Raw genomic sequence first — 26567 nt, 5'->3', positions numbered from 1 at the left:
TGTTTTTTTAGTCGCCTAATTAACTTAGTGATAAATCGACAGTGAAGCAATGTCTTTGCGGTCGCCAACATAAAAAAGCCCAGCAATTGCTGGGCCTTGTAGCGATTAATGGAAATTACCAAATCTTAACGCGATCTTCGGGTTTGATGTACATCTCATCCCCTTCCTTGACGTCAAAGGCCTCATAGAATTCAGGCATGTTTGGCAATACACCAATCACACGGTAGTGACTTGGGGCGTGAGGGTCAGTCATCAAACGGTTGCGTAGCTCTTCATCACGATACTTACGACGCCAAATTTGTGCCCAGCCCATGAAGAAACGCTGCTCACCCGTGAAACCATCCAACTCTGGCGCTGGTTGGCCATTTAATGACAGCTGATAAGCCTTGTAGGCCACGGTTAGGCCGCCTAGGTCACCAATGTTTTCGCCCAGTGTTAGCTCGCCGTTGACGCTGGCATCTTCAAACGGAGCGAAACCGTTAAACTGCTCCACTAATTTCTTACCGCGCTGTTCAAACTGCGCTAAATCCTGCTCACTCCACCAGTTACGTAGGTTTCCATCACCATCATACTTAGCACCTTGGTCATCAAAGCCATGGCCTAGTTCGTGGCCGATCACCGCACCAATCGCACCGTAGTTGACGGCGTCATCCGCTTCTAGGTTGAAAAATGGCGGTTGTAAAATAGCTGCTGGGAACACAATTTCGTTATTCACCGGGTTGTAATAGGCATTAACGGTCTGTGGCGTCATGTGCCACTCAGAACGATCAACCGGCTTACCTAGTTTCTCGCGCATTTCGTTATACGCCCACTCGCTGTAGCGAATAAAGTTACCCGCTAGGTCATCTGCTTTAATTTCCAGTGCCGAGTAATCTTTCCACTTATCTGGGTAACCGATTTTCGGAGTGAATTTATTTAGTTTTTCTTTGGCGGCCACTTTGGTTTCAGCGCTCATCCACTCAAGGCCGTCAATCGCTTGGTCAAAGCCTTTGATCAGGTTCTCTACCAGCTCCTCCATACGCGCTTTCGCTTCTGGCGGGAAGTTGTCTTTGACATAGACCTTGCCGAGCATCTCGCCTAACACGGCATTGGCAGAGTCCACCGCCTTTTTCCAGCGCGGTTTTTGCTCTTCTACGCCACGTAATGTGGTGCTGTAGAAAGCGAATTTACGATCGACAAAGTCTTTACTTAGCTCATCGGCATAGTTGCTCACGAAGTGGAAAGTCAGGTAATCCTGCCAAGTATCCAGCTCAGTTTCTGCGAAGATGCTGCCAAAGTCCTCAAAGTAAGACGGTTGGCGAATGATCACTTCTTTGCTGTCGATGTCCGATTGCGCTAAGAACTGCGCAAAGTCGAATTCACCCGTTAATTCACTGGCCTCGGCTACAGTCATCTTATTATATGATTTGGTTGCATCACGGCTTTGCACTCGGCTCCACTGGGCTTTGGCAAGCTTACTCTCTAATGCAACGATATTCTGGGCCGCTTGCTGAGCATCTTCAACACCCGCTTTAGTCAGCATATCAGTGATGTAAGTAATATATTCATCACGAATAGTGGCGAACTTTTCTTCATCTTTTAAGTAATAATCACGATCTGGTAGACCTAGGCCTGATTGCGATACATAAAGCGCATATTGGCTAGAGTTTTTGGCATCATTGTTAACATACCAAGCAAATGGCGTGGTACCACCTTGAATGCGAATGTCGGCCATCAGCGATACTAACTCTGACTTATCGCTCACGGCGGCAATGTTCTCTAAGTACGGCTTTAATGGCGTAATACCTTTTTCTTCAAGCGCATCAGTATTCATGTAGCTGGTATAAAATGCGCCTAGCTTTTGCTCATCACTGCCCGCTTTAGCGTCGCTATTTTTAGCTGCTGCTTCAATCACTTCTTTAAGCGCTGCTTGCGACTGATCATATAAAGCGGTGAATGAGCCGTAGTTAGATTTATCACCGGGAATCTCGGTGCGCTCAAGCCATTGGCCGTTAACGTGATAGTAGAAGTCATCTTGTGCACGCACGTTACTATCGATATTTTCAATCTCAATACCTGAACCCAGCTGCTGCGATTTTTTTGTTTCTTGTTTTGCAACTGTTTCTGCTTGTTGATTGTTACTGCTTGACTGTGTTGGCTGCTCATTGCAACCAGTCAAACCTAATGCTAAGGCCGTAGCCGCAGCAACTAAGGTTACTTTATACATGTTGTTGTCCCGATTAGATTAATAGAGTTATTATTCCGACTACGCCATATTAACCTGAACATTTGCTAAACACAGGCGCAGTTTGTAACAATTTATGACTGTTCCAGTAGCTTGTTGATGATCGCTACATTCGCCTCAGGAAAGGCGTAGTCGTTTAAGGCTGCGATATCCACCCAAGCCCCTTGCTGCCCTTCGGCACCATGTGGTTCGCCACTGAAATCGGCGACGGTATGAATATGCAGACACACATGCTTATCGCCGTAGTCATGCTCGATGCGCATAAACTCTTCGGTGCTATGCACACGGATTGCCACTTCCTCGTGTAGTTCCCGGCTCAGCGCTTGGGCAACTGATTCACCCACTTCAATTTTACCCCCAGGAAACTCCCACAGCCCGCCCTGGTGCTTATCTTCTGGACGCTTACAAATATAGGTTTGCGATTCGCGTTTAATAATACCTACGGCAACGTCAACCTGCTTCATAGTACAACTCCATAAACAAAAAGCGGCAATATGCCGCTTTTTAAAACCATTATTTTAACTGTGCTATTAGCTTAATTTGCCACAGCACTGCTTATACTTTTTACCTGAACCACAAGGACAGGGAGAGTTACGGCCCACCTTAGGCTCACTACGAGAAGCCACAGCTGCCTGCGGCGCATCGCCACCGACTTGCTCAGCATCAGCATGTTGATACTGACGAGGAACTTCTTCCGATTTACGGTGCTGCTCTTCGACTTTCTCTACGTCTTCTTCGGCACGCACTTGTACCTTGCTTAGAATATTAACTACATCAATCTTGAGGTTCTCTAACATAGCAGAGAACAACTCAAACGATTCACGCTTGTATTCTTGCTTCGGATTTTTCTGCGCGTAGCCACGTAAATGAATGCCTTGGCGTAAGTGGTCCATCGCGGCAAGGTGATCTTTCCAGTGCTGATCCAGGCTTTGTAGCATGACCGCTTTTTCAAATTGGCGAAGCACTTGTGCGCCGACCATTTCTTCTTTCGCTTTATAAGCGTTGGCCGCCTCATCAACAATACGATCACGCAGCTTTTCTTCAAACAGCTTGTTATCGTCGGCCAGCCACTGCTGGATAGGTAACTCGAGCAGGAAGTCAGCTTTTAGACGCTCTTCCAGACCGGGTACATCCCACATTTCTGCCAATGATTGCGGCGGAATGTATTGATCAATCACGCCATTAACCACGTCATGGCGGATGGCGGTAATTGTCTCTGAGATATCCCCTTCTTCAAGCAACTCGTTACGCTGTGCGTAAACGACGCGACGTTGGTCATTGGCCACATCATCGTACTCAAGTAGTTGCTTACGAATATCAAAGTTACGGGCCTCAACTTTACGCTGCGCATTTTCAATTGCACGGTTAACCCATGGGTGCTCGATAGCTTCGCCACGCTGCATACCTAGCTTGCGCATCATGTTAGTCATGCGTTCGCCGGCAAAGATACGCATCAGTGCATCTTCCATTGATAGGTAGAAACGGCTTGAACCCGCATCCCCCTGACGACCAGAACGACCACGTAGCTGGTTATCGATACGGCGAGACTCATGGCGCTCAGTACCAATAATATGCAAGCCACCGGCAGCGATAACGGCATCATGGCGCTCTTGCCACTTAGCCTTGATGTCGGCGATTTGCTCTTCACTTGGGTTATCAAGCTTATCGATATCACTTTGCCAGTTACCGCCGAGCACGATATCGGTACCACGACCGGCCATGTTAGTCGCAATTGTTACTGTGCCAGGCAGACCTGCATCAGCAACGATATCCGCTTCTTGGGCGTGGAATTTGGCATTCAATACGTTGTGCTGAATTTTCTCTTTACGCAAGTATTGCGACAGATACTCAGAACTCTCAATTGAAATGGTCCCCACGAGTACCGGTTGGCCGCGCTCTTGGCAGTCTTTAATATCTGCTAAGATAGCTTCGTACTTTTCGTCTTGCGTCAGGTAAACCAAATCAGCACGATCGTCGCGGATCATCGGTTTGTTGGTAGGGATAACAACCGTATCTAGGCCATAGATTTGTTGGAATTCGAACGCTTCGGTATCAGCGGTACCCGTCATACCGGCCAAGGTTTCATAAATGCGGAAGTAGTTCTGGAAGGTGATCGATGCCAGCGTCTGGTTCTCGTTTTGGATTTTCACCCCTTCTTTGGCTTCAACCGCTTGGTGTAAGCCCTCAGACCAGCGACGCCCTTCCATAGTACGACCGGTGTGCTCATCAACAATAATAACCTCATTGTCTTTGACCACGTAATCAACATCTTTCTGATACAGCTTATGAGCTCTAAGAGCCGCATAAACATGGCTCAGTAGGGTGATGCTACCAGCTGAGTACAACGAGTCACCTTCTTCGATTAGACCCCGTTGCGTTAATAGTTCTTCAACTTTAACTTGGCCGCGCTCGGTCAGGTGAACTTGCTTGCCTTTTTCGTCGATAGTGAAATCACCATCGCCTTCAACACCCTCTTCGTCTTCTTTTTCTTGCAGTTCAAGCTCAGGCACAATCTTATTGATTTGCGTATATAGCTCTGAGCTATCCTCTGCTGGGCCAGAAATAATCAGCGGGGTACGCGCTTCGTCAATAAGGATTGAATCCACTTCATCGACAACAGCGAAGTTGAGTGGTCGTTGCACACGCTCATCAATGCTGAAAGCCATGTTGTCGCGCAAATAGTCGAAACCAAACTCATTGTTAGTACCGTAGGTAATATCTGCACTGTAGGCTTCTTTTTTCTGCATCGGCATCATGCCAGGCACGTTACAGCCAACCGATAAACCTAAGAACTCGAACAGCGGGCGGTTGGTTTCCGCGTCTCGCTTGGCAAGGTAATCATTCACGGTAATAACGTGCACACCTTTGCCGGTCAAGCCATTTAAGTAGGCTGGCAACGTTGCCGTCAGGGTTTTACCTTCACCGGTACGCATTTCTGCGATACGGCCCTGATGTAATACCATGCCGCCAATTAGCTGCACGTCGAAGTGGCGCATGCCATAAACACGCTTAGAAGCCTCGCGCACAACAGCAAAGGCTTCTGGAAGAAGGTCATCTAGACTGGTGCCATTATCGTAACGTTCGCGAAACTCGGCGGTTTTCGCCTTTAACTCGTCATCACTGAGCGACTCTAGTTGGCTCTCTAACGCATTTATTAAAGCGACCGTTTTGCGTAGGTTTTTTATTGTGCGGTCATTGCGGCTACCAAAAACCTTGGTAAATAATTTAGTGATCATGATTTAACCGTTACATTCTCATCTGCATTAAGCGCTCTGGGTCAAACCCGAGTCACTTGCTTACTTAATATCATCCATTTATACAGCACCAGCGTGACATTAGAAGCACTTGGCGTGGACAAACTAAAATGTGACTGCTTGAGCGGTGTACTTTTGAGCGACATCATAACAAACTCAATGAATTGCAGCACCTAATAATACCAATTCCATTTATCCTGTTGGCCGCAGTAGTTTACAGCATTAGAAATTAATGGCATTGGTATTATCGCTGGCCTATCATAGCGTTCATAGAGATCTTTGCAATCATCCGAATGACTGGCTGCCCACCGCTTGCAATAAAGAAGTGATTCTCAGGGCTCAAGCATTCTCTAGAGGTGGTGACGATTTAGGCGAATTCAAGAGGCACCTTAGATTTATGGCGAAAGATAGGTATGCACCCAAACAACTTGACGAAGTTTTGGGACAGCTGAGCCCGCGTATGGGGTCACGTATTGCCAGCTATAGCGCTAAAAGCCAACAGCTCAGTCAGCAACAGACCGTGCTGCGTGAAGTGATCGGTGAGAATCTAGCGAAGAAATGCCGTGTTGCTAATATTCGTGATGATGCACTCATCATTGAAGCACAAAGCGCCACCATTGCGTTAAAACTCAATTACGTAAAGATGGATATCCTTTCCGCCTTTCGCCAACAAGGCTTAGCGCAACTTTGCCAAGTAAAAATTCAAACCTCTCCCGATGCCGCGAGACGTTTAACTCCTCAGTCGCAGACCGGCAGCAACAAAACAACCGCGCCGAAGAAGCGGGCCATGAGCGAGCAAAGCGCTGAGTATTTGGAACATGTGGCCGAGAATGCTCCTCCCTCGTTACAGGAGAAATTACGGCGCTTGGCGCTACACGGCAGACAAAAAAAATGACGCTCAACGGCGTCATTTTTTTATCAGTATTTTTTAAGCTGTTTGCAGCTCGAGTGCCGGAGCAGGCATCGATACGGTGTCTTCGAATGTTGCCCATTCCCATGCAGACTCAGTAGCCATAATCTTACGCAGTAGCTTATTATTCAGGTCATGCCCTGATTTATAAGCTGTCAGCTTACCGAGAATGTTGTGGCCGGTCATAAACATATCACCCACACAATCGAGGATCTTATGTTTTACGAACTCATCGTCATAACGCAAGCCATTCGGATTCAATACTTTAAAATCATCCAATACCACTGCATTATCCATACTACCGCCAAGGGCTAGGTTGTTGGCATGCATGTATTCAATGTCTTTCATAAATCCGAAAGTACGCGCGCGGCTGATTTGTTCAATGAAGTTTTGCGCCGTAATATCAAGACCGATACGCTGACGGCTTTCATTGATAGCTGGGTGGTCGAAAGCAATTTCAAAGTCGATATGGAAACCATCATAAGGCTCAATCTCGGCCCATTTGTCGCCCTCTTCAACGCGTACCTTTTCTTTCACGCGAATAAAGCGCTTAGCAACATTTTGCTCGGCTAACCCACCTTTTTGTAGTAGATAGATGAACGGCAACGCACTGCCGTCCATAATAGGTACTTCTGCACTATCTAACTCAACAATTAAGTTGTCGATACCTAACGCCGCAACCGCAGCGATAAGGTGTTCAGTAGTCGATAAACGAACGCCGTCTTTGTTTGTTAAACAGGTACACAATTGCGTATCACCCACCGCTTCCGGGGTTGTCTCGAAATCCACAACCGGATCAAGGTCCACGCGACGAAACACTATCCCAGTATTTGCGCTCGCAGGTCGGAGAGTTAAGGAAACCTTCTCACCTTTGTGAAGCCCAACACCCGTGGCTTTGACTACTTCTGCAATCGTACGCTGTTTAATCATAGGCTTTCGCTCACTCTTTAAACTAAAGTCAGACGGCGGATTCTACCACACATCACTGTTGTTAACAAATCAGTTTGTTTTCTGTACTAATCAGCCTGCTTACGCAAGAACGCTGGGATGTCGAAGTAATCGCCACCGTCTTCTTGTTTCTTGCTGCCAGCGCTATTGCCGCTGCCTTTGTGGCTTTCTTGGCTCGGCGTTGCCGCCGGGCTAGCACTGCTATTATCGACTTTAGGCTGCTCTTCTACCGGCTTGGACTCTTCGCTAGCGCTTTGAGTTCCCTGCGAAGCAAAACTTGGCACAAACATAGACGTGCTCTGGTTGTTGCTCGTGCTAGAAGTTACATCTGAGCCTGAAGCTCGCTTGAAACCATTGTCGACAACACCGAACTGTGGACGACGATCACCACCGAGACCCGTTGCAACAACGGTTACGCGCAGTTCATCGCTCATTTCCATATCAATTGCGGTACCAACGACCACGGTGGCATTTTCAGATGCCAAGGCTTTAACGTGATTACCAACGATTTCGAATTCTTCGATTGATAAGTCCATACCGGCAGTAATATTGACCAAGATGCCTTTTGCACCCGTTAGATCCACATCTTCAAGGAGCGGGCTTGAAATCGCCGCTTCGGCAGCTTCTTGTGCTCGATCAGGACCTGACGCTGAGGCTGAGCCCATCATCGCCGTGCCCATGGCTGACATAACCGTACGTACGTCAGCAAAGTCGACGTTGATCAATCCAGCGCGGGTGATCAGCTCGGCAATACCTTGTACCGCACCATAAAGTACGTCATTTGCCTTAGCGAAAGCGTCCAATAAGGTTGTGCCTTTACCGAGCACTTTAAGCAATTTGTTATTTGGAATAGTAATCAATGAATCAACAATTTCCGCCAATTCACCGATGCCATGTTCCGCTGCTGCTGCACGCTTCTTGCCTTCAAAATCAAACGGGCGGGTAACCACAGCTACAGTTAGAATACCGAGCTCTTTAGCTAAACGTGCCACCACTGGGGCTGCACCCGTGCCCGTACCGCCGCCCATACCGGCTGCGATAAATACCATATCAGCGCCTTCTAGTGCGCTTTTAATGGTTTCTGCATCTTCTTCGGCGCTTTTCTTTCCAATATCTGGATTGGCACCAGCACCTAAACCTGAGGTGATCTGCGTACCTAGCTGAACCGTAACGTCAGCTGATGATTTACGCAGTGCTTGCGCATCGGTGTTCGCGGTAATAAATTTTACCCCTTCGATGTGCTGTTGCACCATGTGTTCAACAGCGTTACCACCGCCGCCACCGACACCTATTACTTTGATAACAGCTTCTTCGCTGTGTTCTTCCATCATATCAAACATGTTAACTCTCCGACTTGAGCACTAAAACTCGCCTTGGAACCACTTCGTGATTCGGTTCCACCAGTTACCCTCGTCTGCTTTCGCTTTTGTTGCGTTGATCGACTGCATGGTCCGACCATATTGTAACAAACCTACAGCGGTTGCAAATGAGGGATCGTTTACATAGTCGGTCAATCCGCTTATCCCTATCGGACTGCCGATACGTACCGGCATCTGGAAAATGTCTTCAGCCACTTCCAGGGCACCGGCCATCTTCGAACTACCGCCGGTAATAACCAATCCTGCGGCAATTTGATCTTCTAAGCCTGAGCGCCGAATTTCTTCAAGCGCCAGTTCAAATAATTCTCTAAAACGCGGCTCCACCACCTCTGATAAGGTGTGGCGCGACATAATGCGTGCTGGGCGACCGCCTACGCTAGGTACCTCGATTTGCTCTTCGTTGCTGGCCATTTGGCTACTCGCGCAGGCGTGTTGCACTTTAATCGCTTCCGCATGCGAAATCGGCGTACGGAAAATTTTCGCGATATCACCAGTCACCTGGTTTCCAGCGACAGGGATCACTGCGGAGTGGCGTAGCGCGCCATTAATGTAGATAGTGATATCCATGGTGCCACCACCGATATCTAACACCGCAACACCCAGTTCTTTCTCATCATCAGTGAGTACTGAGTAGCATGATGCAAGGGCATTAAAGATAAGCTGATCGACTTGTAAGCCACAGCGCTCAACACATTTCTCAATGTTTTTGGCCATGTCATTTGAGCAAGTAATAATATGCGCCTTAGCTTCCATGCGCACACCGCTCATACCCAACGGGTTTTTAATGCCTTCTTGCATATCAATGCTGTATTCCTGCGGCAATGCATGCAACATTTTGCGCTCCGCAGAAATAGGCACTGAACGGGCAATATGAATGACGTTATCGATGTCCTCGTCGGTGACCTCGGTGTTATTAATCGCCACAACACCGGTTTCATTCTGACATTGAATATGCTTACCAGAAATACCTAAATACACTGAGCTGATACGGCAATCAGCCATGAGCTCAGCTTCATCGATGGCACGACGAATAGACTCGGAAACAAGGTTGAGGTCGTTCACCCCCCCTTTATCCATGCCATGCGAAACCTGGCGGCCGACGCCGACTATGCTGAGCTTATTGTCATCGGTGATCTCACCGACGGTGGCAACTACTTTTGCAGTGCCCACATCTAAACCGATCACAAGGTTACGTTCTACTGACTTGGTCATGCCTTACTCTTTTGTTCTTCTTCCGTTACATCCAGCGGCTTAAACTGCACCGCAAGGCCGGTATCATATCGTAAATCGACAACATCTACTCGCACATCTTGACGTTTTTTCAAGTGTGGATAGACATCAATAAATCGCTGCACCCGCTTAGCTTTCTCTTCGCGCCCTAAGTTCAAGCGAATGCCGTTATCTAACCATAATTGCCAAGCAAAGCGCTCCGAAAGCGCCAAGCTCGTTAGGTTAAGGCCATTAACAGCAAACAACTCTTTAAAGCGCACAAACGTTTGCCACGCCTCTCCTTCGCTGCCCTCGGGGCCAAATAGGCTAGGCAATTGAGTATTCACCTTGTTGGTGGGGGCAGAAAAAACCTGCCCTTTAGTATTGAGCAGCATGTCATCGTTCCAATAAGCAACGGGATGATGTTCAACCACATACACCTGCAAAGTGTCTGGCCATTGCTTGCGCACCGAGGCGCTGGCTACCCAGGGCAGTTCAGTCACTAATTGCTGAACATGCTTTACATCAAGCTCAAAAAAGCTATCCAGATCGGCTTGCTTAATGGCGGTAATAATATCTCGCTCTTCGGTGTAATGTGGCTCACCCAGTACCTGCAGTTGCTTGAGTCGCGCGTCTTTATCTTGGACCAACCAATCGGAGAAATTAAAGGTCAGTTTAATCACCACAAATAGCACCAACAGAAAGAAACTCACACCAAAGAGTAGCGACCAGTTGGTACGCTCTTTTAAGTTGGTAAGCTTCTCTCTCAGTTCACTCATTTACAGGGTCTGCTCCAAAATGCGTTGTACTAACTCTGAAAATTCAATACCTTGCGCTTTGGCGGCCATGGGTACTAAAGATTTCTCTGTCATCCCTGGCACGGTATTCACTTCTAGCAAATAAAACTCGCCGTCATCACCTTGCATTGCATCAACCCGTCCCCATCCTTTGGCACCAACAAGATTAAATGCATGAAGCGCCATCTCTTGTAACTGTGCCGTTTGCTCAGCACTGATATCAGCAGGGCAAAAGTATTCAGTGGTGCTGGATTGATATTTGGCTTGGTAGTCGTAAAAGCCACTGGGAGTGCGCATTTCAATCACAGGTAAGGCCTTATCAGCCAAAATCGACACTGTGAATTCGCGGCCACTTAGCCATTGCTCCACCAGCACTTGATCATCAAACTGAAAAGCGTCTTGCAATGCTTGCTTTAGCTGCTGTGCGGTATGCGCTTCAGCCATGCCAATACTGGACCCTTCATGAGAGGGCTTAACCATCACATGACCAAGCTGTGCCATTATCGCCTGGCTGTCGTAGGCACTGTTTTTATCGACCACAACATAAGGAGAGGTACGCAGTCCCGCTACCTGGAATAAGTGTTTGCAGCGCACTTTATCCATAGCCAACGCGGAGCCCAATACTCCCGACCCGGTGTAAGGCAAGCCCATAAATTCCAGAGCGCCTTGTAAGGTGCCATCTTCTCCGCCGCGACCATGCAGGGCAATAAACACCCGTGCGAATTGGCCTTGCATGAGTTCGTGTAGAGGTTGATGTGCGGGGTCAAACTGGTGAGCATCAACACCCGCTTGGACAAGCGCGTTGTGCACTGCATTACCTGATTTTAGCGATACTTCGCGCTCAGCCGACGAGCCCCCAAGTAGAACGGCTACCTTACCGAAATCTCGACTCATGACGACACCTGCTCAAGTTGGTTTATTTGTAGCTCAGTGGCCGCCAGCTTCTTCACTAGCTGACCAATATTGCCTGCTCCTTGAGTGATCACTAAGTCATCATCAGCCAAAGTGGTCGCCAAAACACGGGCCAACTCGTTGTGATCAGCCACATGCAATGGCTCTTTACCACGCTGGCGCAAACTGCGACACAAACTCTTAGAATCAGCACCCACAATAGGCTCTTCACCGGCGGCATAAACATCGAGCAAAATCAGCTGATCGACATCACTCAATACCTTAACAAAATCTTCGTACAAATCGCGGGTACGGCTATAACGGTGTGGTTGGTAAATCATCACCAAGCGTTTTTGCGACCAGCCGTCACGCGCCGCTTTAATAGTGGCTGCGACTTCACTCGGGTGATGGCCATAATCGTCAATAAGCATGACTTTGCCACGCTCGTTAGTGAACTCACCATAATGCTGAAAGCGACGACCGATGCCCTCAAACTTCTGCAAAGCACTGAGAATAGCGCTATCACTAATGCCTTCATCCTTTGCTACAGCAATCGCGGCGGTGGCGTTTAAGGCATTGTGTTTGCCGGGCATATTTAAGGTCACGTCGAGACGCTCACCCTGTTTTGACAGTACCGTGAACGAGCAGGTGCTGGCATTTTGGCTAAAGTCAGTGAGCCGATAGTCAGCATCACAGTGTTCGCCATAGGTTGTCACCTGACGAGAAAAGCGGGGAATCAGCTCTTTAGCGACTTCAGAATCAATACACACCACGGCAAGACCATAAAATGGCAAGTTGTGTATGAAATCCACATAGGTGTCTTTCATTTTTTCGAGGCTGCCATCATAGGTATCCATGTGATCTTCTTCCACATTGGTGATCACCGATACCATCGGCTGCAAATGTAAAAATGAAGCGTCACTTTCATCGGCTTCGGCAATTAAATAACGACTGTCACCGACCTTTGCGTTACTGCCGGCACTATTGAGTAAGCCGCCGATTATAAAGGTGGGATCGAGCTTGGCCTCAGCAAAAATACTGGCTACTAAGCTCGTAGTGGTAGTTTTGCCATGAGTACCAGCAATGGCAATACCATGGCGAAAACGCATCAACTCAGCGAGCATCTCAGCGCGACGCACAATCGGAATACGGGCACTTCGAGCAGCGATAATTTCAGGGTTTTGCTCATCAATAGCACTGGAAACCACCACTACCGACGCATCTTTAACATTGTTTTGGTCGTGCCCAATAAACACTTCTGCGCCGACTTTAATCAGCCGCTCAGTCATTGCACTTTGGGCTATATCCGAACCGGTAATACGATATCCTTCGTAAGCCAGCACTTCGGCGATACCGCCCATACCAGCACCGCCTATGCCAATAAAGTGAATTGTCTCAACGCGGCGCATCGCTGGTCGTTGGCCGTTATCTTGTTGCTTGCCCAATTTCGGGGCTGTGCTCATTGCCTGTGTCATTAACTATACTGCTCACATTGTTTGGCAACCTGTGCGGTTGCATCGAGCTTGGCGAGCGCTTTCGCGCGTTTGCCCATCTCGGTCATTAATTCTGGTTGCTGCAAAAATGGCATCAACAGCTGTTGCACAGAGCTGTGATTAAAGTCGCTCTGTTGCATACATAATGCTGCTTCACCTTGCACCAAATACTCTGCATTGGCGGTTTGATGGTCATCCACAGCATGTGGAAACGGCACAAATAGCGCCATCCGCCCAGCGGCTGCAACTTCACTGACTGTCAGCGCTCCAGCGCGACAAACAATCACATCAGCCCACGCCAGTGCTGCGTCCATATCATCAATAAATTCAGTTACTTTCGCTTCAAGCCCTAGCTCATCATATTGCTGCTGTACATGCGCTGAGCGCGCCTTACCGGTTTGGTGCCACACAGCAAGAGGATGACTCTGGTTAAGCTCAGCAAAAGCACCAGGCAACACGTCATTCAACACTTTCGCTCCCAAAGAGCCGCCCACGACTAACATGTTAACTGGTGAGTCAACCTGCTTAGGTTCAATATGCATCAATGACTGGCGCACCGGATTACCCAGCACTTTGAAATCATCATTGGCTAAAGCCCCGGGGAAGGCCCCAAGCGTTTGTGTGGCAATTTTAGCGAGCAGTTTATTGCTCATGCCAGCGACCGCATTTTGCTCATGGATAATTAAAGGGATGCCTAAACTTTTTGCCGCCAAACCGACGGGGCCAGTTACATAGCCGCCCATAGTCAGCACCACATTAGGGCGACGCTGCTTGAGAATATGACGCGCTTTAAAAAACGCTTTCAAAATCATCAGTGGCGCTTTGAACAGTCGCATTAAGCCGTTCCCGCGCACGCCTTGAACATCGATAAAATCAATCTCGATGCCGTGTTTAGGGACTACTTCGGCTTCCATGCGGTCGTCGGTTCCGACCCAAGATACCTGCCAACCGCGCGCTATTAAGTATTGGGCTACGGCAATGCCCGGAAAGATATGTCCACCAGTTCCACCTGCAGCCACTACCATACGTTTACTCATGCTGCCCCCTGAACTGCTGAAGTTGAGCCACTGACACTTCGGCGATTACCACGCGGTGTTGCTTGCTTAGTAGCCATTTTCGTTTCAAAATCCACTCGCAGTAACACGCCCGCCGCAATGGCCATCACTAAAAAACTAGACCCCCCGTACGAGATAAAGGGTAAGGTAAGGCCTTTGGTTGGCAAAATTCCGGCGCTGGCACCAACGTTCACCATGCTTTGAAAAGCAAACCAAATACCAATTCCTAAAGCTAAATAACCCTCATATTCCTTATTCGCTTTGAGGGCGCGCTGGCCGATAAGCAGAGCGCGAAATACCAAGGTTCCCAACAGTACGAGAATGGTTAATACACCTATAAAGCCTAATTCTTCCGCTACCACGGCGAATATAAAATCATTGTGAGCGTGTGGCATGTATTGCAGTTTTTGCACGCTGTTGCCTAGCCCTTGGCCTAGCCATCCACCCTGCCCATAGGCCATCAACGACTGAACCAGTTGATAACCTTTGCCAAAGGGATCTTCCCACGGCTCCAAGAAACCCACCACACGAGCCCAGCGGTATGGCTCAAAAACAATAAGAGCGATGACTAAACCTATGCCAGAGAGCATAAGCGCGAAAAACTGCCATAGTTTCGCGCCGGCAAGGAAAAGTAGCCCGACCGTGGTGACAAACATCACCACCACAGTGCCTAAATCCGGCTGCAACAAAATCAACCCGGCGTAGACAATGAACACACTAATGGGTTTAACAAAGCCTTTTAAATTTTCCTGTACTTCATCGCGTTTACGCACGAGGTAGCCAGCTAAGTAGCTAAAAAAGAATAGCTTCGCTACTTCGGAGGCTTGGATATTAATCGGCCCCATGGGGATCCACCGCTTCGATCCATTGATTTCATTGCCGACAATTAATACCAGTACTAATAAACCCAAACCTAACAGCAGCAAATAAGGGTTGGCCACTTTCCACCATTGCATTTTTACGCTGATGGCGACAATAAATAGCACAAAGCCTAAGGCCACAAACACTGCTTGGCGGATCATGATATGGTAAGGGTTATCGTACAGGCGCTCCGCTTCCGGCATCGAGGCACTGGTCACCATCACAAAGCCTACGCCAATAAGGCACAGCAACGCGTAGATAAGTGGCACATCATAAAGTTGCCCTGAAGGTTTTAGATGGAATAAGTCTTTAATCTTTTCCCAACTCATGAAGACTCCTCCAACACCTGTTGAATAAAGTCATTACCCCGGGCCATGTAATTGCTGTACATATCTAAACTGGCGCAAGCCGGTGCAAGCAACACAATATCGCCAGCCTGCGCGCAGGCTTTTGCCTTTTGCACCGCTTCACCCATGCCGCTAACGCGATGACTGCCTGGTTTGAGCGCGGCAATAGCATCACCGTCTTTACCGAAGCAGATGAGTTCAGCGACTTGTTCGGCCAAGATTTCTTTCAGTGGCATCAGATCCGCGCCTTTGGCATCACCACCAGCAAGTAAAATCAATCGCCCGGGCTCAGTGGCTAACCCCTTAATTGCAGCCAATGTAGCTCCGACATTGGTGGCTTTTGAGTCGTTGAAATAGCGCACATCATTTAAGGTAGTAACATACTGACAGCGGTGGTCTAAGCCTTTGAATTCTGACAATGCACGTTCAAACACACCGATATCAAAGTGAAAATCATGACACAACGCCATCACTGCAAGCACATTGAGTTGGTTATGGCTGCCCGGTAACACCGTTTTACGGCAAGGCAATAAAGGCGAGTTACGGTATGCGAAATAGCTCTCGCCCTGATGTTGCATGATATGGTAGTCAGCATCATGCAACGCAAAGCTCAGCTGTTGTGATGCATGCTCTGGGTAGGTATCTGTGTCACCACGATTGTACACAGCTAACTGACAATCTTGATAAATACGCTGCTTGGCGCAGATGTAATCAGCCATGCCTGCGTAGCGGTCAAGATGATCTTCACACAAATTCAAGATGCATGCTGACTTCGCAGCTAAGCTGGTTGTTGTCTCTAACTGAAAGCTCGACAGCTCTAATACATACGCATCCATATCTTGCGCTAGCAAATCAAGTACTGCGGTGCCAATGTTGCCACCTAAGCCCACCTGTAAGCCGCCGCATTCAAGCACTTTAGCTAACAGCGAAACCACCGTGGACTTACCATTTGAACCTGTCACTGCAAGCACAGGTTTGTTATTAAGACGAGCAAAAAGCTCGACATCGCCGATCATTTCAACACCTTCGGCAATTGCTTGGCGCACTTGTGGTGTACTGAGAGCTATGCCTGGGGCGATAATAATGACATCAAACTGCGTCAGTTCGGCTTTGTCAAAATCGCCAAAGCGACGTTCTAAGTGCGGCACGTGAGAGTCGAGCCACAATTGTGTTGGTACCTGCTGACGGGAATCAATAAGCACAGGGTGAAGATTATGAGCATGCAGAAAACGCACCGTGCCCAGACCAGATATACCCAGTCCGAGCACCGCGATACGTTTATTTTTAAGCGTGTCTAAATAGCTCATTACCTAATCTTCAATGTCGCCAAACCGGCCAAAACTAATACAATGGAAATTATCCAAAAGCGCACGATGACGCGCGGTTCTGGCCAACCTTTTAATTCATAATGATGATGAATGGGGGCCATACGGAAAATACGCTCACCGCGCAGCTTGTAGGAGCCCACCTGTAAGATCACTGACAACGCCTCCATCACAAAGACCCCGCCCATAATTACCAGTACCAGCTCTTGGCGTACCAACACGGCAATAATGCCCAGTGCTCCGCCTAGCGCCAAGGAGCCAACATCGCCCATAAAGACTTGAGCTGGATAGGTGTTGAACCATAAAAAGCCTAACCCAGCACCAACAATGGCGGTGCACACCACCACCAGCTCACTGGTCAGCGGTAAATGAGGGATATGCAGGTAGCTGGAAAAGTTCGCATGACCGGTAACATAAGCGATGATTGCCAACGCTGAGGCGACCAGAATAGTCGGTACGATGGCTAACCCATCAAGGCCGTCGGTGAGGTTGACCGCATTAGATGTACCGACTAAAACGAAGTAGGTCATTACAATGTAGAACAGCCCTAGCTGAGGCATCACTTCTTTGAAAAACGGCACTATCAGCGCGGTTTCCGCTGCTTGCTGAGAGCTGGCATAGAGCGCAAACGCGACGACTAAAGCAATAACTGATTGCCAAAAATACTTCCACTTAGCGATTAACCCTTTAGGGTCTTTGCGAATCACTTTACGGTAATCATCAATAAACCCAACGATCCCCAACGAGCCAATGACAAACAACGTTGCCCACACGTATTTATTGCTTAAATCGGCCCACAGCAAAGTGCTGGTAAAAATAGCACCCAGAATGAGTAGTCCACCCATGGTGGGTGTGCCGGATTTACTTAGATGAGATTGTGGACCGTCATCACGTACGGTTTGACCGATTTGCATACGCTGGAGCGCCACGATCAATTTCGGCCCAAAGTACAACGACATCAACAACGCCGTTAAAATTCCTAAAATGGCTCGCAACGTCAAATATGAAAAGACATTAAATCCACTATAAAATTGGGTCAGGTATTCAGCCAGCCACACTAACATTACTTCTCTCCCTCGCTGGCTAACTGCTTGCCATGCGCCACTAAATCTTCCACTAAAAGCTCCATGCGTGAACTGCGCGATCCTTTCACGACTACCGTTGTTTTTTGTTGTGTCTGTCGTAAGTCTTTGAGCATTTGCTCAAGGAGTTGATCACGCCCAGAAAAGTGGCGTTCGGCTTGTTCATAGACATCACTGGCGTAACGGCTCAATACGCCCAGAGAATAAACGGCTTCAATACCGCGTTGTTTTGCATACTCACCCACTTGTTGATGATAATCACGGGCATCTTCACCGAGCTCATTCATATCACCCAAAGCCAGTACACGGTGGCCTTGAACGTCAGCGAGTAGGTCAATAGCGGCTTGCACCGATTTGACGTTGGCATTGTAACTATCATCAATGACTGTGAGCTGACTTGATACCTCGATCAGATTAACGCGGCCATGGGCTTGATGCATGGTCTTAAGACCGCTGGCAACCTCTTGTAAGGAGCAGCCGACACTGGTCGTTAATGCTGCAGCAATCAAGACATTAGTGACATTATGTTTACCGGGAATAGCAAGCTCAACAGCGACTTTTTCTTTGCTGTTACACAGCGTAAACGACGCCCGGGCCAAAGCATCAAGATGAATATCTTCTGCCCATACATCCAGTTGCTGACTCATGGAAAACTGCTTCACTTTGCGTGAGCCCAAATCATCTAGCCACTGCTGTTTAAATTCGCTATCAGCATTAATGACTGCTACGCCATGCTCGCCGAGGCCAGAAAAAATTTCGCCTTTCGCGGTGGCCACTCCTTGTAACGAGCCAAAGCCCTCAAGGTGTGCCTCAGCGACATTACACACTACAGCCACATCGGGTTTAGTTAATGATGTGGTGTAGGCAATTTCGCCGAGATGATTCGCGCCCAACTCAATAACGGCGTACTGATGTTTTGGCGCTAGACGCATTAAGGTTAATGGCACACCAATATCGTTGTTAAAATTGCCTTTTGTCGCCAGCACTTCACCTTTTTGTGCCAATATTGCCGCACACATTTCTTTCACTGTGGTTTTACCCACGCTCCCTGTGATAGCGATAGTTTTAGGGGCGACTTGGGCTTTTACCGCAGCACCGATTTGCCCTAAAGCTAATCGTGTATCAGCCACAATCAGTTGCGGCAAAGTACTATCTACTGGGTGTTCAACAATGAGCGCAACGGCCCCTTGTTGCTCAGCCACATCAATAAACTGATGGCCGTCAAAATTCGGCCCTTTAAGTGCTAAAAACACTTCCCCTGCACATAAGCTACGCGTATCGGTATTAATATTTTCGACAGCACAATTCTCGCCCTGGTAGGCACACCCTAAGGTGTCGCTAAGCCAGTTTAAATCCATGGCAATCATTATTTACCTCCTTGTTGATGCAATAACTGCTGCACCACAGTGCGGTCGCAAAACGCGAGTGTCTGCTCGCCAATGATTTGATAGTCTTCATGGCCTTTGCCGGCGATGAGCACAATGTCCTCACTGCCCGCTTGTGTAATCGCCAAGGCGATTGCCTTCGCTCTGTCCACTTCATAATGAGCTTCAATATTGGCACTGAAACCGCTTTTAATATCATCGAGTATGGTGTGTGGGTCTTCGCTGCGTGGATTATCGCTGGTCACCACAACACGGTCAGCGTACTTTTGTGCCGCCTTGGCCATTAATGGCCGCTTACCTTTATCGCGGTCACCGCCACAACCAAACACACAGGTCACTTTACCAGGTGCGTGTTGACGCAAGGCTTGTAATGCGAGCTCTAAAGCATCTGGAGTATGGGCATAATCCACCACACAGGTTGGCTGCTGTGGTGCACTATATGCTTGCATACGCCCAGCGATAGGCATCAAAGTTTTACAGCCAGCTAGTAACTCAGGCAGCGGATAACCTAGGCCAAGCAATGTTGCCAGTGCAGCGCACACATTATAAAGGTTAAACTCACCGAACAGTGGCAGCTCTATTTGCCCTTCTCCCCAACTACTGCTGATCTGCGCGCGTAAACCGCTAGGTAAAAACTGAACATTGCTAAAATACACATAGCGACCGAGCTCAGGGGGCAAGGTTTTACGGCCGTATACAACCAAGTCATCAAATGGATATTTTTCTAGCCACCCCTGGGCAACCGCATCGTCTTGGTTAAGCACCACCATTTTCGCATTACAATCACGCATAAGGATCAGCTTGGCATCAGCGTAACTTTGCATATCGCCATGGTAATCTAGGTGATCGCGAGACAAGTTGGTAAACACAGCAGCGCGAAAATGGCTATTGGCAACACGGCCTTGAATAAGGCCATGCGAAGAGACTTCCATTGCCACTAACTGTTTTTGTTGTTGTTTTAACTTGGCAAAAATCTGTTGTAGCTCAACACTGCTCGGCGTGGTGTTGCTCAACGCATTCATCTGCTGGGCATCGCCCCAGCCCAACGTGCCGATTATGGCACTGCTGCGCTCACAGTACTGCGCTAAAGTAGCAATAAATGAGGTGGTAGACGATTTCCCATTGGTGCCAGTTACGCCAACCAGATCAAAGGCATTACTTGGCTCGCCGTAAAATTGCGCCGCCAACTGCGAAAGACGCAGGCTCAGCTCATCCACGACAATAATGCGCTCATCATCACTGTTAAGTTGACAACGGCTGTCGGCAATAACCGCATTCGCTCCTGCGGCAATGGCTTGTTTAGCAAATTGTCCGCCATCCAGTTGATGGCCTTTAATAGCTACAAAGACATCGCCGCGATTGACGCGGCGGCTATCGAGCTGCAACTCATTGACCAACTCAATGTCGGTATCTATGCCCCAAGGTGCGAGTACTTCGCGAAGATTACGCATCTCCACCTCCTTCTTCTGCAAGGTTAGCGACGGGCTCTAAATCAGGTGCTACATTCAAAATACGCAGCGCATTGGACATGATCTCAGCAAATACAGGGCCAGCTGTAGCACCGCCATAGTAAACATCGCCGCCGGGTTCGTTAACCATTACCACAACCGCTAATCGCGGGTCGCTGACCGGACCAAGGCCGGCAAAATACCCCACGTATTCATCGCCATAGCCACCCGCAACCGCTTTTTTAGAAGTTCCTGTTTTAGCCGCTACACGATAACCATCCACTTTCACTTTCGAGGCCGTGCCGCCTTTTTCAAAGACGCTTTCCATCATCTCAACTACCGCATTCACGTCTTTTTCTTTAAAGACGCGTTCACCTTGCAAAGGTTGTGGTTGTTTTAAAATCGTCAGTGGCCGAGAAATACCGCCCGAACCCAAGGTGGCATAGAAGCGCGCGAGCTGCGCGGTACTAACGGAAATGGCATAACCAAAGGATAAGGTCGCGATTTCGAAATCTGACCAGCGGCGATTTGGGTAGAATAAGCCGCTGCTCTCACCCACCATGCCAGTGCCGGTATCACTGCCAAAACCAACACGCTCAAATAAACCGACAAAATAGTCTTTAGGGAGATCTTGGGTGATCTTCGCCACCCCCATATTGCTTGATACTTTGAGTATTTCTCGCAGTGACATCTCACCCCGGTTATGGGTATCTTGCACTAGACTGCCACCCACACGCATCCACCCTGGATAAGTATCTATAGTGTCGTTCGCTTGGATGTTGCCATAGTCTAAACCAGCTAACACTGACAAAGGTTTAATGGTTGAACCCGGCTCAAATAAATCGGTAATAGCGCGGTTACGGCGCTTATGTGGTGCTGCATCTTCTAAATTATTGGGATTGAACGAGGGACTGTTAACCATGGCTAAAATTTCGCCGGTTTTTACATCCACCACCATAGCCGAACCTGATGTTGCTTTGTAGGTGAGCACGGCTGATTTCAGTGCCTTATATGCGATAACTTGAATACGCTGATCAATCGATAGCTCGATATTTTCTGGCTCCACGCGCTGACGCTCGTCAAGCACCGCCACTTCGCGGCCACGTGCATCCTTACGAATAGTGCGTCGTCCTTCAGTGCCCGTCAGTGCTTCATCATAGAGTTTCTCAATGCCCTCGATGCCATGACCGTCAATATTGGTAAAGCCCAATACATGAGCGGTGATCTCTCCCGCTGGGTAATAACGTTTAGACTCGTCTAGCAGATGCACGCCTGGCAGATTGAGTTCATCAATATAATTGGCAACCGCAGGGGTTACTTGGCGTTTTAAATAGACGAAGCGGCGGTCTTTATCACCGGTAAGGCGCTTATCGACATGGGCACGTCCTAAACGCAATACATCGGCCAGTTCACGCCAGCGCATATCTTGTTTGTAGAACGCTTGTTTTAAATCTTTTAAGTGGGCGGGTCTATCCAAGACATCTTGCGGGTCTTGGCCCTGCTTTTTGGTATGACTCACTACCTTCTTGCGCAGGTACTTATCAATCGCCTTAGGGTCAGCGTAAACACTCACAACAGGTACGCTGACCGCCAACTCTTTGCCTTGACGGTCAAAAATCATACCGCGTTGCACTTGAAGCTTCTCTACTCGCACGGTGCGTTTGGCGTTCTCGCTACGCGCTTTATCCGGCTCTATCACTTGCAAATAAGCGGCACGTGCAACTAAGGTGACAAACACCATAAGCACAGCACCGCAGACCAGCATAAACCGCCAGGTGATAAGGTTGTTACCATTGTTTTTACGCTTTGCAGCTCTCATGGGACTATTACCACTTCCTCGTCTTCACTGGTGGGGCGCTTCATATCCAACTGCTCTTTCGCTATTTGCTCGATGCGGGCATGTTGAGAATAAAACTCTTCTTCAACTAATAAGTAACGCCAGTTCAAATCTAATTCGTCCCGCTCTTGTAATAAGCGGTCTTGAGCGATCAATTTTGCTCGCGACAAATGAGTGACTTGTACTATAGCCAAGGCACTGATAAGAATAAGAAAAAGCAGCCCCAATGTGATCTTATTGTCAAATAGTCCCCGCAAGATCTCTAACAAGAGATTTGGATGGCGATTTAGTTGTTGTTGGCTCATCCCAATCTCTCAGCTACACGAAGGACGGAGCTGCGCGCACGGCTGTTGCGAGCGATTTCTTCCTCGCTCGGCTTAATGGCTTTGCCTACTGCCTTGAGCGTTAACTGTTGTTTTAATTGCTCATCGGTTAACGGCAGACCTCTAGGCATTGCCTCTCCCTTGCTCTGCTTTTTAATAAACTGTTTTACAATGCGATCCTCTAAGGAGTGGAAAGAAATCACCACTAATCGCCCACCTGGTTTCAGTACTTTCAGAGCAGCTTGTAATGCCGTCTGAATTTCCTCTAACTCACTATTGATATAAATGCGAATAGCTTGAAATGTACGCGTTGCTGGGTGCTTATGTTTGTCTTTAACAGGCACCGCCTCATCAATCAGCTTGGCTAATTGCGCGGTTGAATTAATGTCAGTGTGGGCGCGAGTCTCGATTATTTTGGTTGCGATACGCCGAGCAAACTTTTCCTCACCGTACTTTTTAAACACGAAGACCATGTCCTCTAACTCTGCTTCTGCCAGCCACTGCGCAGCACTTCGCCCTTGAGAGGGGTCCATACGCATATCTAAGGGGCCGTCTTTCATAAAGCTAAAGCCACGTCCGGCATCATCTAGCTGAGGTGAGGACACGCCAATATCGAGCAAAATACCATCAACCTTGCCGGTAAGTCCCTGTGCTTCGGCGACTTCATCAAGACGAGAGAAACGACTGTGGGCAATATTAAAACGCGGGTCATCAGCAAAGCGTTGTGCCGCAGCGATAGCACTCGGGTCTTGATCGATGGCTTGCAAGCGCCCCTGCTCACCAAGACGAGCGAGTATTTCGCCAGAGTGCCCACCACGGCCAAAAGTCCCGTCGATATAAATACCATCAGGTTTAATGGCCAGGGCCTCTATTGTCTCCGTCATTAACACGGATATATGTTGAAAGTCTTCGCTCATGCGTGTGTTCGCGCCTTTTAGAGTTAGAATGAAAAATCAGCGAGATCTTCATCCTGTTCAAATTCTTGTCCTAGTTCGATAGCAATGTCATCTTGCATTTGCTGCTGCCAACGCGCCTCATCCCAAATTTCAAACTTATTCAGTTGCCCCACGAGTACGATTTTCTTACCTAGTTGCGCATAGTCGCGTAGATGAGGAGCTAATAGCACACGGCCATTTTTATCAACTTGGTAATCCATCGCGTTCCCTAGTAGCAAGCGCTGCATGCGTTTCGCTCTGGGCTTAATGTTCGACAAACTCGCTAAGCGTTGCTCGATGACTTGCCATTCACTCAGGGGATACAGCAATAAACAGGGATCACTTAAATTGATAGTGCAGATAATTTCGCCGCCATTATCCGCAAGCAGCTGATTCCGATACTTTGTTGGTATCGCAAATCGGCCCTTGTCATCAAGGCTGAGTGTGCTGGCGCCGCGAAACATAAATAAAATGCCGTCCAAGTGTTGCTGTTTTGGTTTTCGGTAATAGTGCAGATCCACATTGATCCACTAAAACCCACATTTTCCCACTGAACTACAGTCTAGGGCTTGACAAGCCTTTTTGTCAAGCAATGAAAAATCCAACAACCTCTTGCAAAGCTAGATAATATGCGGGTTTTAAGGAAGTCTATGAATTCGGTGGGAAAATGTGGATCATACTTTTACCTAGGGAATAAATGTTCATTTTTTATTCATTCCACGTGATACCGTGATCTTCACTTTGTAAATTTTACTGCCTGAGTGCGTAAGTATTTAGTCTTACCCTCTCAATTTTATCTGCGTATGTTTTTAAGCTACTGATTTTGTTGACTTCTAATACTTGGAATGAGAGTTGCGTTAAAAACTGTGAACTGTCAGATAAAGGAGATACACCATGGCAAATGCTAATACTAAGACTGCTGAACAAACGCAAAGCAATTCAGCTCACACACCCACAGCTCCAACTACTGAAAGCGCCTCTAAAGCCGCCCACGCTGCGGTAGACCAAGTGGCTCAGAAAGCGGCCACGGCGGAAGACTATGTGCGCAAACATGCTAGTGAGTCTGCCGAGACTCTACACGAGAAACGCGAAGCGTTAGAAGCGAGTTTGAAAAGCTCTGTGAGTCGCAGTCGCCGCTTTGCGCAAGAAAATCCATTGCTGTGTGCGGGACTGGCATTCGCGGCAGGCATGGCCGTTACCGCTCTTATTCGCCGTAAATAATCATGGCTGAAGAGCATCATGACTCGGCTGCTGAGAACGAGCAGCATGATGAGCAATCTGCGTCTTTGACGCGGGTTGCTCAATTATTTCAAGATTACGCGCAGCGCTGGGGTGAACAAATACAGTGCATCTTTGAGCTCGCTGCCACTGAAGCAAAAATCAGTGCCAAAGCGCTGTTATTAACTTTGGGTTTGATTGTCGCCATTGCTATGACCGCATTGGTAATTTGGTTAACTGTTGTTGGCGCCGCCGCCACGGTGCTGTACTGGTTAACACAATCGATGGCTCTGAGTATCTGTGGCTCATTAGCGGCGCAATTACTGCTGCTGTGGTGGCTAATCCGGCAAATGAAGCTTGCCTTGGCGCAAGTGAGCTTTGAACGCACCATTGCAGTAAGCAAGAAACCTTCATCTTCACAGGAGCAAACCGATGCTGACCCGTCTGATCCTGAAAAAACAGACTGAATATGCTGATTTACTGGCCGAGCAAGGGCAGATTCGTAAGCAGCTTATCGCTTTGGACAAACAGCAGCTACATTATCAAGGTGGTAAGTTGATGAGCCACCCCAAAGGTGTGGCTACGGCATTTTCTGCTGGCAGTCTTACAGAGCTGCTAACCAGCCGCCCTTCTTTAAAATGGCTGCGACTGGCTCAGCTTTTAATTTAGCCCATAAAGCGACGGTTGTGCGGACGACTAAAATCTAAATCAGGCCCTTTAGGCACTACTTGAGTCGGATTAATCATGGTGTGACTAAAGTAATAATGACGTTTAATGTGCGCCATATTGAGTGTTTCAGCCACGCCCTTAACTTGGTATAAGTCACGCAAATAATTCGCTAAATTATCATAGCTCTCTATGGTGCGCTTATTACACTTAAAGTGGCCAAAGTAAACGGCATCGAATCGTATCAAGGTCGTGAATAACCGCCAATCTGCTTCAGTGAGCTCGCTGCCCACCAGGTAACGCTGACCTGCCAGTCTTCTTTCTACTTTTTCCAGAGCGCTAAATAGCGTATCAAAGGCTTGTTCGTAGGCTTGCTGTGTAGTGGCAAACCCCGTTCGATAGACGCCGTTATTGATACCGTGGTAAACCAGCTCGTTAATCGCGTCGATATCCTTGCGTAAGTGCTCAGGATAAAAGTCCAGCGTGTTGCCAGTCAGATGGTTGAAGGCCTCATTAAACATCCGGATAATTTCCGCTGATTCATTACTCACGATACAGTTTTGTTGCTTATCCCACAGCACAGGAACAGTGACACGACCGCTGTATGTAGGATTATTGCGCGTGTACAACTGATGCATATAGTGGTAGCCGAATAATGAGTCACCCGAGCTACCCTTAGCTTGATCGAAAGTCCATCCTTGCGACAGCATATCTGGGCTCACTACCGACACATCAATATAGTCTTCAAGGCCTTTTAAGGTGCGGAAAATAAGCGTTCGATGCGCCCATGGACAGGCTAAACTCACATATAAATGATAACGCCCCTTCTGCGCTTTAAACCCTTCCCGGCCACTTGGTCCAGCACTGCCATCAGCGGTGACCCAGTTACGTAACTGCGCACTTTCTCGCTGAAATTCACCTTTGCTACTATCAGTGTCGTACCACTTGTCTTGCCACTTTCCATTTACGAGTAAACCCAT

Annotated in this window: 24 protein-coding genes; 4 read left to right on the top strand and 20 right to left on the bottom strand. The window is 48.1% G+C overall.

Annotation, left to right across the window (positions count from 1 at the left end; all coding sequences use genetic code 11):
* Nucleotides 1–115: 115 nt before the first annotated feature.
* The 3 genes from FIU82_RS01695 to secA all read right to left on the bottom strand — a co-directional run bounded on the left by FIU82_RS01695 (nt 116) and on the right by secA (nt 5460).
* Nucleotides 116–2206, bottom strand: coding sequence for a M13 family metallopeptidase (locus FIU82_RS01695; RefSeq protein ID WP_152440165.1), 2091 nt, complete (start codon nt 2204–2206; stop codon nt 116–118).
* Nucleotides 2207–2298: 92 nt separating this feature from the next.
* Complete coding sequence (gene mutT, locus FIU82_RS01690; RefSeq protein ID WP_152440164.1) at nt 2299–2688, bottom strand: 8-oxo-dGTP diphosphatase MutT; 390 nt, start codon at nt 2686–2688, stop codon at nt 2299–2301.
* A 66-nt stretch (nt 2689–2754) separates the two neighbouring features.
* Nucleotides 2755–5460, bottom strand: a complete 2706-nt coding sequence (secA, locus tag FIU82_RS01685; protein WP_022946063.1) for a preprotein translocase subunit SecA — start codon at nt 5458–5460, stop codon at nt 2755–2757.
* A 415-nt stretch (nt 5461–5875) separates the two neighbouring features.
* Here secA and FIU82_RS01680 point away from each other — a divergent pair, with 415 nt between their 5' ends.
* Entirely contained in the window at nt 5876–6373 is a 498-nt protein-coding gene (locus tag FIU82_RS01680; RefSeq protein WP_138548627.1) for a DUF721 domain-containing protein, read from the top strand.
* Nucleotides 6374–6406: 33 nt separating this feature from the next.
* Here the strand turns inward: FIU82_RS01680 and lpxC are convergent, their stop codons facing one another.
* From lpxC to mraZ, 16 genes are all read right to left on the bottom strand, one after another.
* A complete protein-coding gene (lpxC, locus tag FIU82_RS01675) occupies nt 6407–7318 on the bottom strand; it encodes a UDP-3-O-acyl-N-acetylglucosamine deacetylase (protein ID WP_022946065.1) in 912 nt (303 codons plus the stop codon).
* A gap of 86 nt (nt 7319–7404) precedes the next feature.
* Nucleotides 7405–8676, bottom strand: coding sequence for a cell division protein FtsZ (ftsZ, locus tag FIU82_RS01670; protein WP_022946066.1), 1272 nt, complete (start codon nt 8674–8676; stop codon nt 7405–7407).
* 21 nt (nt 8677–8697) lie between these two features.
* The gene (gene ftsA, locus FIU82_RS01665) at nt 8698–9927 is read right to left on the bottom strand and encodes a cell division protein FtsA (RefSeq protein WP_022946067.1); all 1230 of its coding nucleotides are present in this window, start codon (nt 9925–9927) and stop codon (nt 8698–8700) included.
* Nucleotides 9924–10703, bottom strand: a complete 780-nt coding sequence (locus FIU82_RS01660; protein WP_022946068.1) for a cell division protein FtsQ/DivIB — start codon at nt 10701–10703, stop codon at nt 9924–9926. Before FIU82_RS01660 ends, ftsA begins: the two co-directional genes overlap by 4 nt.
* A complete protein-coding gene (locus tag FIU82_RS01655) occupies nt 10704–11615 on the bottom strand; it encodes a D-alanine--D-alanine ligase (RefSeq protein ID WP_045980420.1) in 912 nt (303 codons plus the stop codon). It lies immediately after the preceding gene.
* Nucleotides 11612–13075, bottom strand: coding sequence for a UDP-N-acetylmuramate--L-alanine ligase (gene murC / locus FIU82_RS01650; RefSeq protein ID WP_040643288.1), 1464 nt, complete (start codon nt 13073–13075; stop codon nt 11612–11614). Before murC ends, FIU82_RS01655 begins: the two co-directional genes overlap by 4 nt.
* A gap of 11 nt (nt 13076–13086) precedes the next feature.
* A complete protein-coding gene (gene murG / locus FIU82_RS01645; RefSeq protein WP_152440163.1) occupies nt 13087–14142 on the bottom strand; it encodes an undecaprenyldiphospho-muramoylpentapeptide beta-N-acetylglucosaminyltransferase in 1056 nt (351 codons plus the stop codon).
* Complete coding sequence (ftsW, locus tag FIU82_RS01640; RefSeq protein WP_022946072.1) at nt 14139–15350, bottom strand: cell division protein FtsW; 1212 nt, start codon at nt 15348–15350, stop codon at nt 14139–14141. Before ftsW ends, murG begins: the two co-directional genes overlap by 4 nt.
* Nucleotides 15347–16675 carry a UDP-N-acetylmuramoyl-L-alanine--D-glutamate ligase gene (murD, locus tag FIU82_RS01635; protein WP_152440162.1) on the bottom strand — a complete coding sequence of 443 codons (1329 nt, stop codon included), beginning with the start codon at nt 16673–16675 and terminating at the stop codon, nt 15347–15349. The genes ftsW and murD overlap by 4 nt, the downstream gene beginning before the upstream one ends.
* On the bottom strand, nt 16675–17757 hold the full coding sequence (gene mraY / locus FIU82_RS01630; protein ID WP_022946074.1) for a phospho-N-acetylmuramoyl-pentapeptide-transferase: 1083 nt from the start codon (nt 17755–17757) through the stop codon (nt 16675–16677). Before mraY ends, murD begins: the two co-directional genes overlap by 1 nt.
* Nucleotides 17757–19142, bottom strand: coding sequence for a UDP-N-acetylmuramoyl-tripeptide--D-alanyl-D-alanine ligase (gene murF / locus FIU82_RS01625; RefSeq protein ID WP_045980424.1), 1386 nt, complete (start codon nt 19140–19142; stop codon nt 17757–17759). Before murF ends, mraY begins: the two co-directional genes overlap by 1 nt.
* Complete coding sequence (murE, locus tag FIU82_RS01620) at nt 19142–20611, bottom strand: UDP-N-acetylmuramoyl-L-alanyl-D-glutamate--2,6-diaminopimelate ligase (RefSeq protein WP_022946076.1); 1470 nt, start codon at nt 20609–20611, stop codon at nt 19142–19144. Before murE ends, murF begins: the two co-directional genes overlap by 1 nt.
* Nucleotides 20604–22427: a penicillin-binding transpeptidase domain-containing protein gene (locus FIU82_RS01615; RefSeq protein ID WP_045980425.1), complete on the bottom strand. Its 1824-nt coding sequence runs from the start codon at nt 22425–22427 to the stop codon at nt 20604–20606. Before FIU82_RS01615 ends, murE begins: the two co-directional genes overlap by 8 nt.
* Nucleotides 22424–22750: a cell division protein FtsL gene (gene ftsL / locus FIU82_RS01610; RefSeq protein ID WP_022946078.1), complete on the bottom strand. Its 327-nt coding sequence runs from the start codon at nt 22748–22750 to the stop codon at nt 22424–22426. Before ftsL ends, FIU82_RS01615 begins: the two co-directional genes overlap by 4 nt.
* On the bottom strand, nt 22747–23685 hold the full coding sequence (rsmH, locus tag FIU82_RS01605) for a 16S rRNA (cytosine(1402)-N(4))-methyltransferase RsmH (RefSeq protein WP_022946079.1): 939 nt from the start codon (nt 23683–23685) through the stop codon (nt 22747–22749). The genes ftsL and rsmH overlap by 4 nt, the downstream gene beginning before the upstream one ends.
* Before the next feature lie 23 nt (nt 23686–23708).
* Entirely contained in the window at nt 23709–24167 is a 459-nt protein-coding gene (mraZ, locus tag FIU82_RS01600; RefSeq protein WP_045980475.1) for a division/cell wall cluster transcriptional repressor MraZ, read from the bottom strand.
* 430 nt (nt 24168–24597) lie between these two features.
* Here mraZ and FIU82_RS01595 point away from each other — a divergent pair, with 430 nt between their 5' ends.
* From FIU82_RS01595 to FIU82_RS01585, 3 genes are read left to right on the top strand one after another with little or no spacing between them, the layout of a single operon-like run.
* Nucleotides 24598–24924: a hypothetical protein gene (locus FIU82_RS01595; protein ID WP_022946081.1), complete on the top strand. Its 327-nt coding sequence runs from the start codon at nt 24598–24600 to the stop codon at nt 24922–24924.
* A 2-nt stretch (nt 24925–24926) separates the two neighbouring features.
* Nucleotides 24927–25388: a hypothetical protein gene (locus FIU82_RS01590; RefSeq protein WP_022946082.1), complete on the top strand. Its 462-nt coding sequence runs from the start codon at nt 24927–24929 to the stop codon at nt 25386–25388.
* Nucleotides 25354–25590 (top strand): hypothetical protein, encoded by a 237-nt coding sequence (locus tag FIU82_RS01585; protein WP_022946083.1) that lies wholly within the window; start codon nt 25354–25356, stop codon nt 25588–25590. Before FIU82_RS01590 ends, FIU82_RS01585 begins: the two co-directional genes overlap by 35 nt.
* Here FIU82_RS01585 and FIU82_RS01580 read toward each other — a convergent pair.
* Nucleotides 25587–26567: a glutathione S-transferase family protein gene (locus tag FIU82_RS01580; protein ID WP_130148111.1), complete on the bottom strand. Its 981-nt coding sequence runs from the start codon at nt 26565–26567 to the stop codon at nt 25587–25589. The two genes, FIU82_RS01585 and FIU82_RS01580, sit on opposite strands and share 4 nt — an antisense overlap.

It is taken from the genome of Pseudoalteromonas sp. THAF3 (genome assembly GCF_009363775.1).
Taxonomy (GTDB): domain Bacteria; phylum Pseudomonadota; class Gammaproteobacteria; order Enterobacterales; family Alteromonadaceae; genus Pseudoalteromonas; species Pseudoalteromonas ruthenica.
This window is presented reverse-complemented; position numbering and strand designations above follow the sequence as displayed.

What these genes read in the sequence shown, in the direction of transcription:
- FIU82_RS01655 (WP_045980420.1), bottom strand. Translation starts at nt 11,615, where the DNA reads ATGAGTCGAGATTTCGGTAAGGTAGCCGTTCTACTTGGGGGCTCGTCG.
- murF (WP_045980424.1), bottom strand. Translation starts at nt 19,142, where the DNA reads ATGATTGCCATGGATTTAAACTGGCTTAGCGACACCTTAGGGTGTGCC.
- rsmH (WP_022946079.1), bottom strand. Translation starts at nt 23,685, where the DNA reads ATGAGCGAAGACTTTCAACATATATCCGTGTTAATGACGGAGACAATA.
- lpxC (WP_022946065.1), bottom strand. Translation starts at nt 7,318, where the DNA reads ATGATTAAACAGCGTACGATTGCAGAAGTAGTCAAAGCCACGGGTGTT.
- ftsL (WP_022946078.1), bottom strand. Translation starts at nt 22,750, where the DNA reads ATGAGCCAACAACAACTAAATCGCCATCCAAATCTCTTGTTAGAGATC.
- FIU82_RS01580 (WP_130148111.1), bottom strand. Translation starts at nt 26,567, where the DNA reads ATGGGTTTACTCGTAAATGGAAAGTGGCAAGACAAGTGGTACGACACT.
- murG (WP_152440163.1), bottom strand. Translation starts at nt 14,142, where the DNA reads ATGAGTAAACGTATGGTAGTGGCTGCAGGTGGAACTGGTGGACATATC.
- ftsW (WP_022946072.1), bottom strand. Translation starts at nt 15,350, where the DNA reads ATGAGTTGGGAAAAGATTAAAGACTTATTCCATCTAAAACCTTCAGGG.
- murD (WP_152440162.1), bottom strand. Translation starts at nt 16,675, where the DNA reads ATGAGCTATTTAGACACGCTTAAAAATAAACGTATCGCGGTGCTCGGA.
- murC (WP_040643288.1), bottom strand. Translation starts at nt 13,075, where the DNA reads ATGAGCACAGCCCCGAAATTGGGCAAGCAACAAGATAACGGCCAACGA.
- FIU82_RS01695 (WP_152440165.1), bottom strand. Translation starts at nt 2,206, where the DNA reads ATGTATAAAGTAACCTTAGTTGCTGCGGCTACGGCCTTAGCATTAGGT.
- mutT (WP_152440164.1), bottom strand. Translation starts at nt 2,688, where the DNA reads ATGAAGCAGGTTGACGTTGCCGTAGGTATTATTAAACGCGAATCGCAA.
- FIU82_RS01595 (WP_022946081.1), top strand. Translation starts at nt 24,598, where the DNA reads ATGGCAAATGCTAATACTAAGACTGCTGAACAAACGCAAAGCAATTCA.
- murE (WP_022946076.1), bottom strand. Translation starts at nt 20,611, where the DNA reads ATGCGTAATCTTCGCGAAGTACTCGCACCTTGGGGCATAGATACCGAC.
- FIU82_RS01680 (WP_138548627.1), top strand. Translation starts at nt 5,876, where the DNA reads ATGGCGAAAGATAGGTATGCACCCAAACAACTTGACGAAGTTTTGGGA.
- ftsA (WP_022946067.1), bottom strand. Translation starts at nt 9,927, where the DNA reads ATGACCAAGTCAGTAGAACGTAACCTTGTGATCGGTTTAGATGTGGGC.
- ftsZ (WP_022946066.1), bottom strand. Translation starts at nt 8,676, where the DNA reads ATGTTTGATATGATGGAAGAACACAGCGAAGAAGCTGTTATCAAAGTA.
- FIU82_RS01660 (WP_022946068.1), bottom strand. Translation starts at nt 10,703, where the DNA reads ATGAGTGAACTGAGAGAGAAGCTTACCAACTTAAAAGAGCGTACCAAC.
- FIU82_RS01590 (WP_022946082.1), top strand. Translation starts at nt 24,927, where the DNA reads ATGGCTGAAGAGCATCATGACTCGGCTGCTGAGAACGAGCAGCATGAT.
- FIU82_RS01585 (WP_022946083.1), top strand. Translation starts at nt 25,354, where the DNA reads ATGCTGACCCGTCTGATCCTGAAAAAACAGACTGAATATGCTGATTTA.
- mraY (WP_022946074.1), bottom strand. Translation starts at nt 17,757, where the DNA reads ATGTTAGTGTGGCTGGCTGAATACCTGACCCAATTTTATAGTGGATTT.
- FIU82_RS01615 (WP_045980425.1), bottom strand. Translation starts at nt 22,427, where the DNA reads ATGAGAGCTGCAAAGCGTAAAAACAATGGTAACAACCTTATCACCTGG.
- secA (WP_022946063.1), bottom strand. Translation starts at nt 5,460, where the DNA reads ATGATCACTAAATTATTTACCAAGGTTTTTGGTAGCCGCAATGACCGC.
- mraZ (WP_045980475.1), bottom strand. Translation starts at nt 24,167, where the DNA reads ATGTTTCGCGGCGCCAGCACACTCAGCCTTGATGACAAGGGCCGATTT.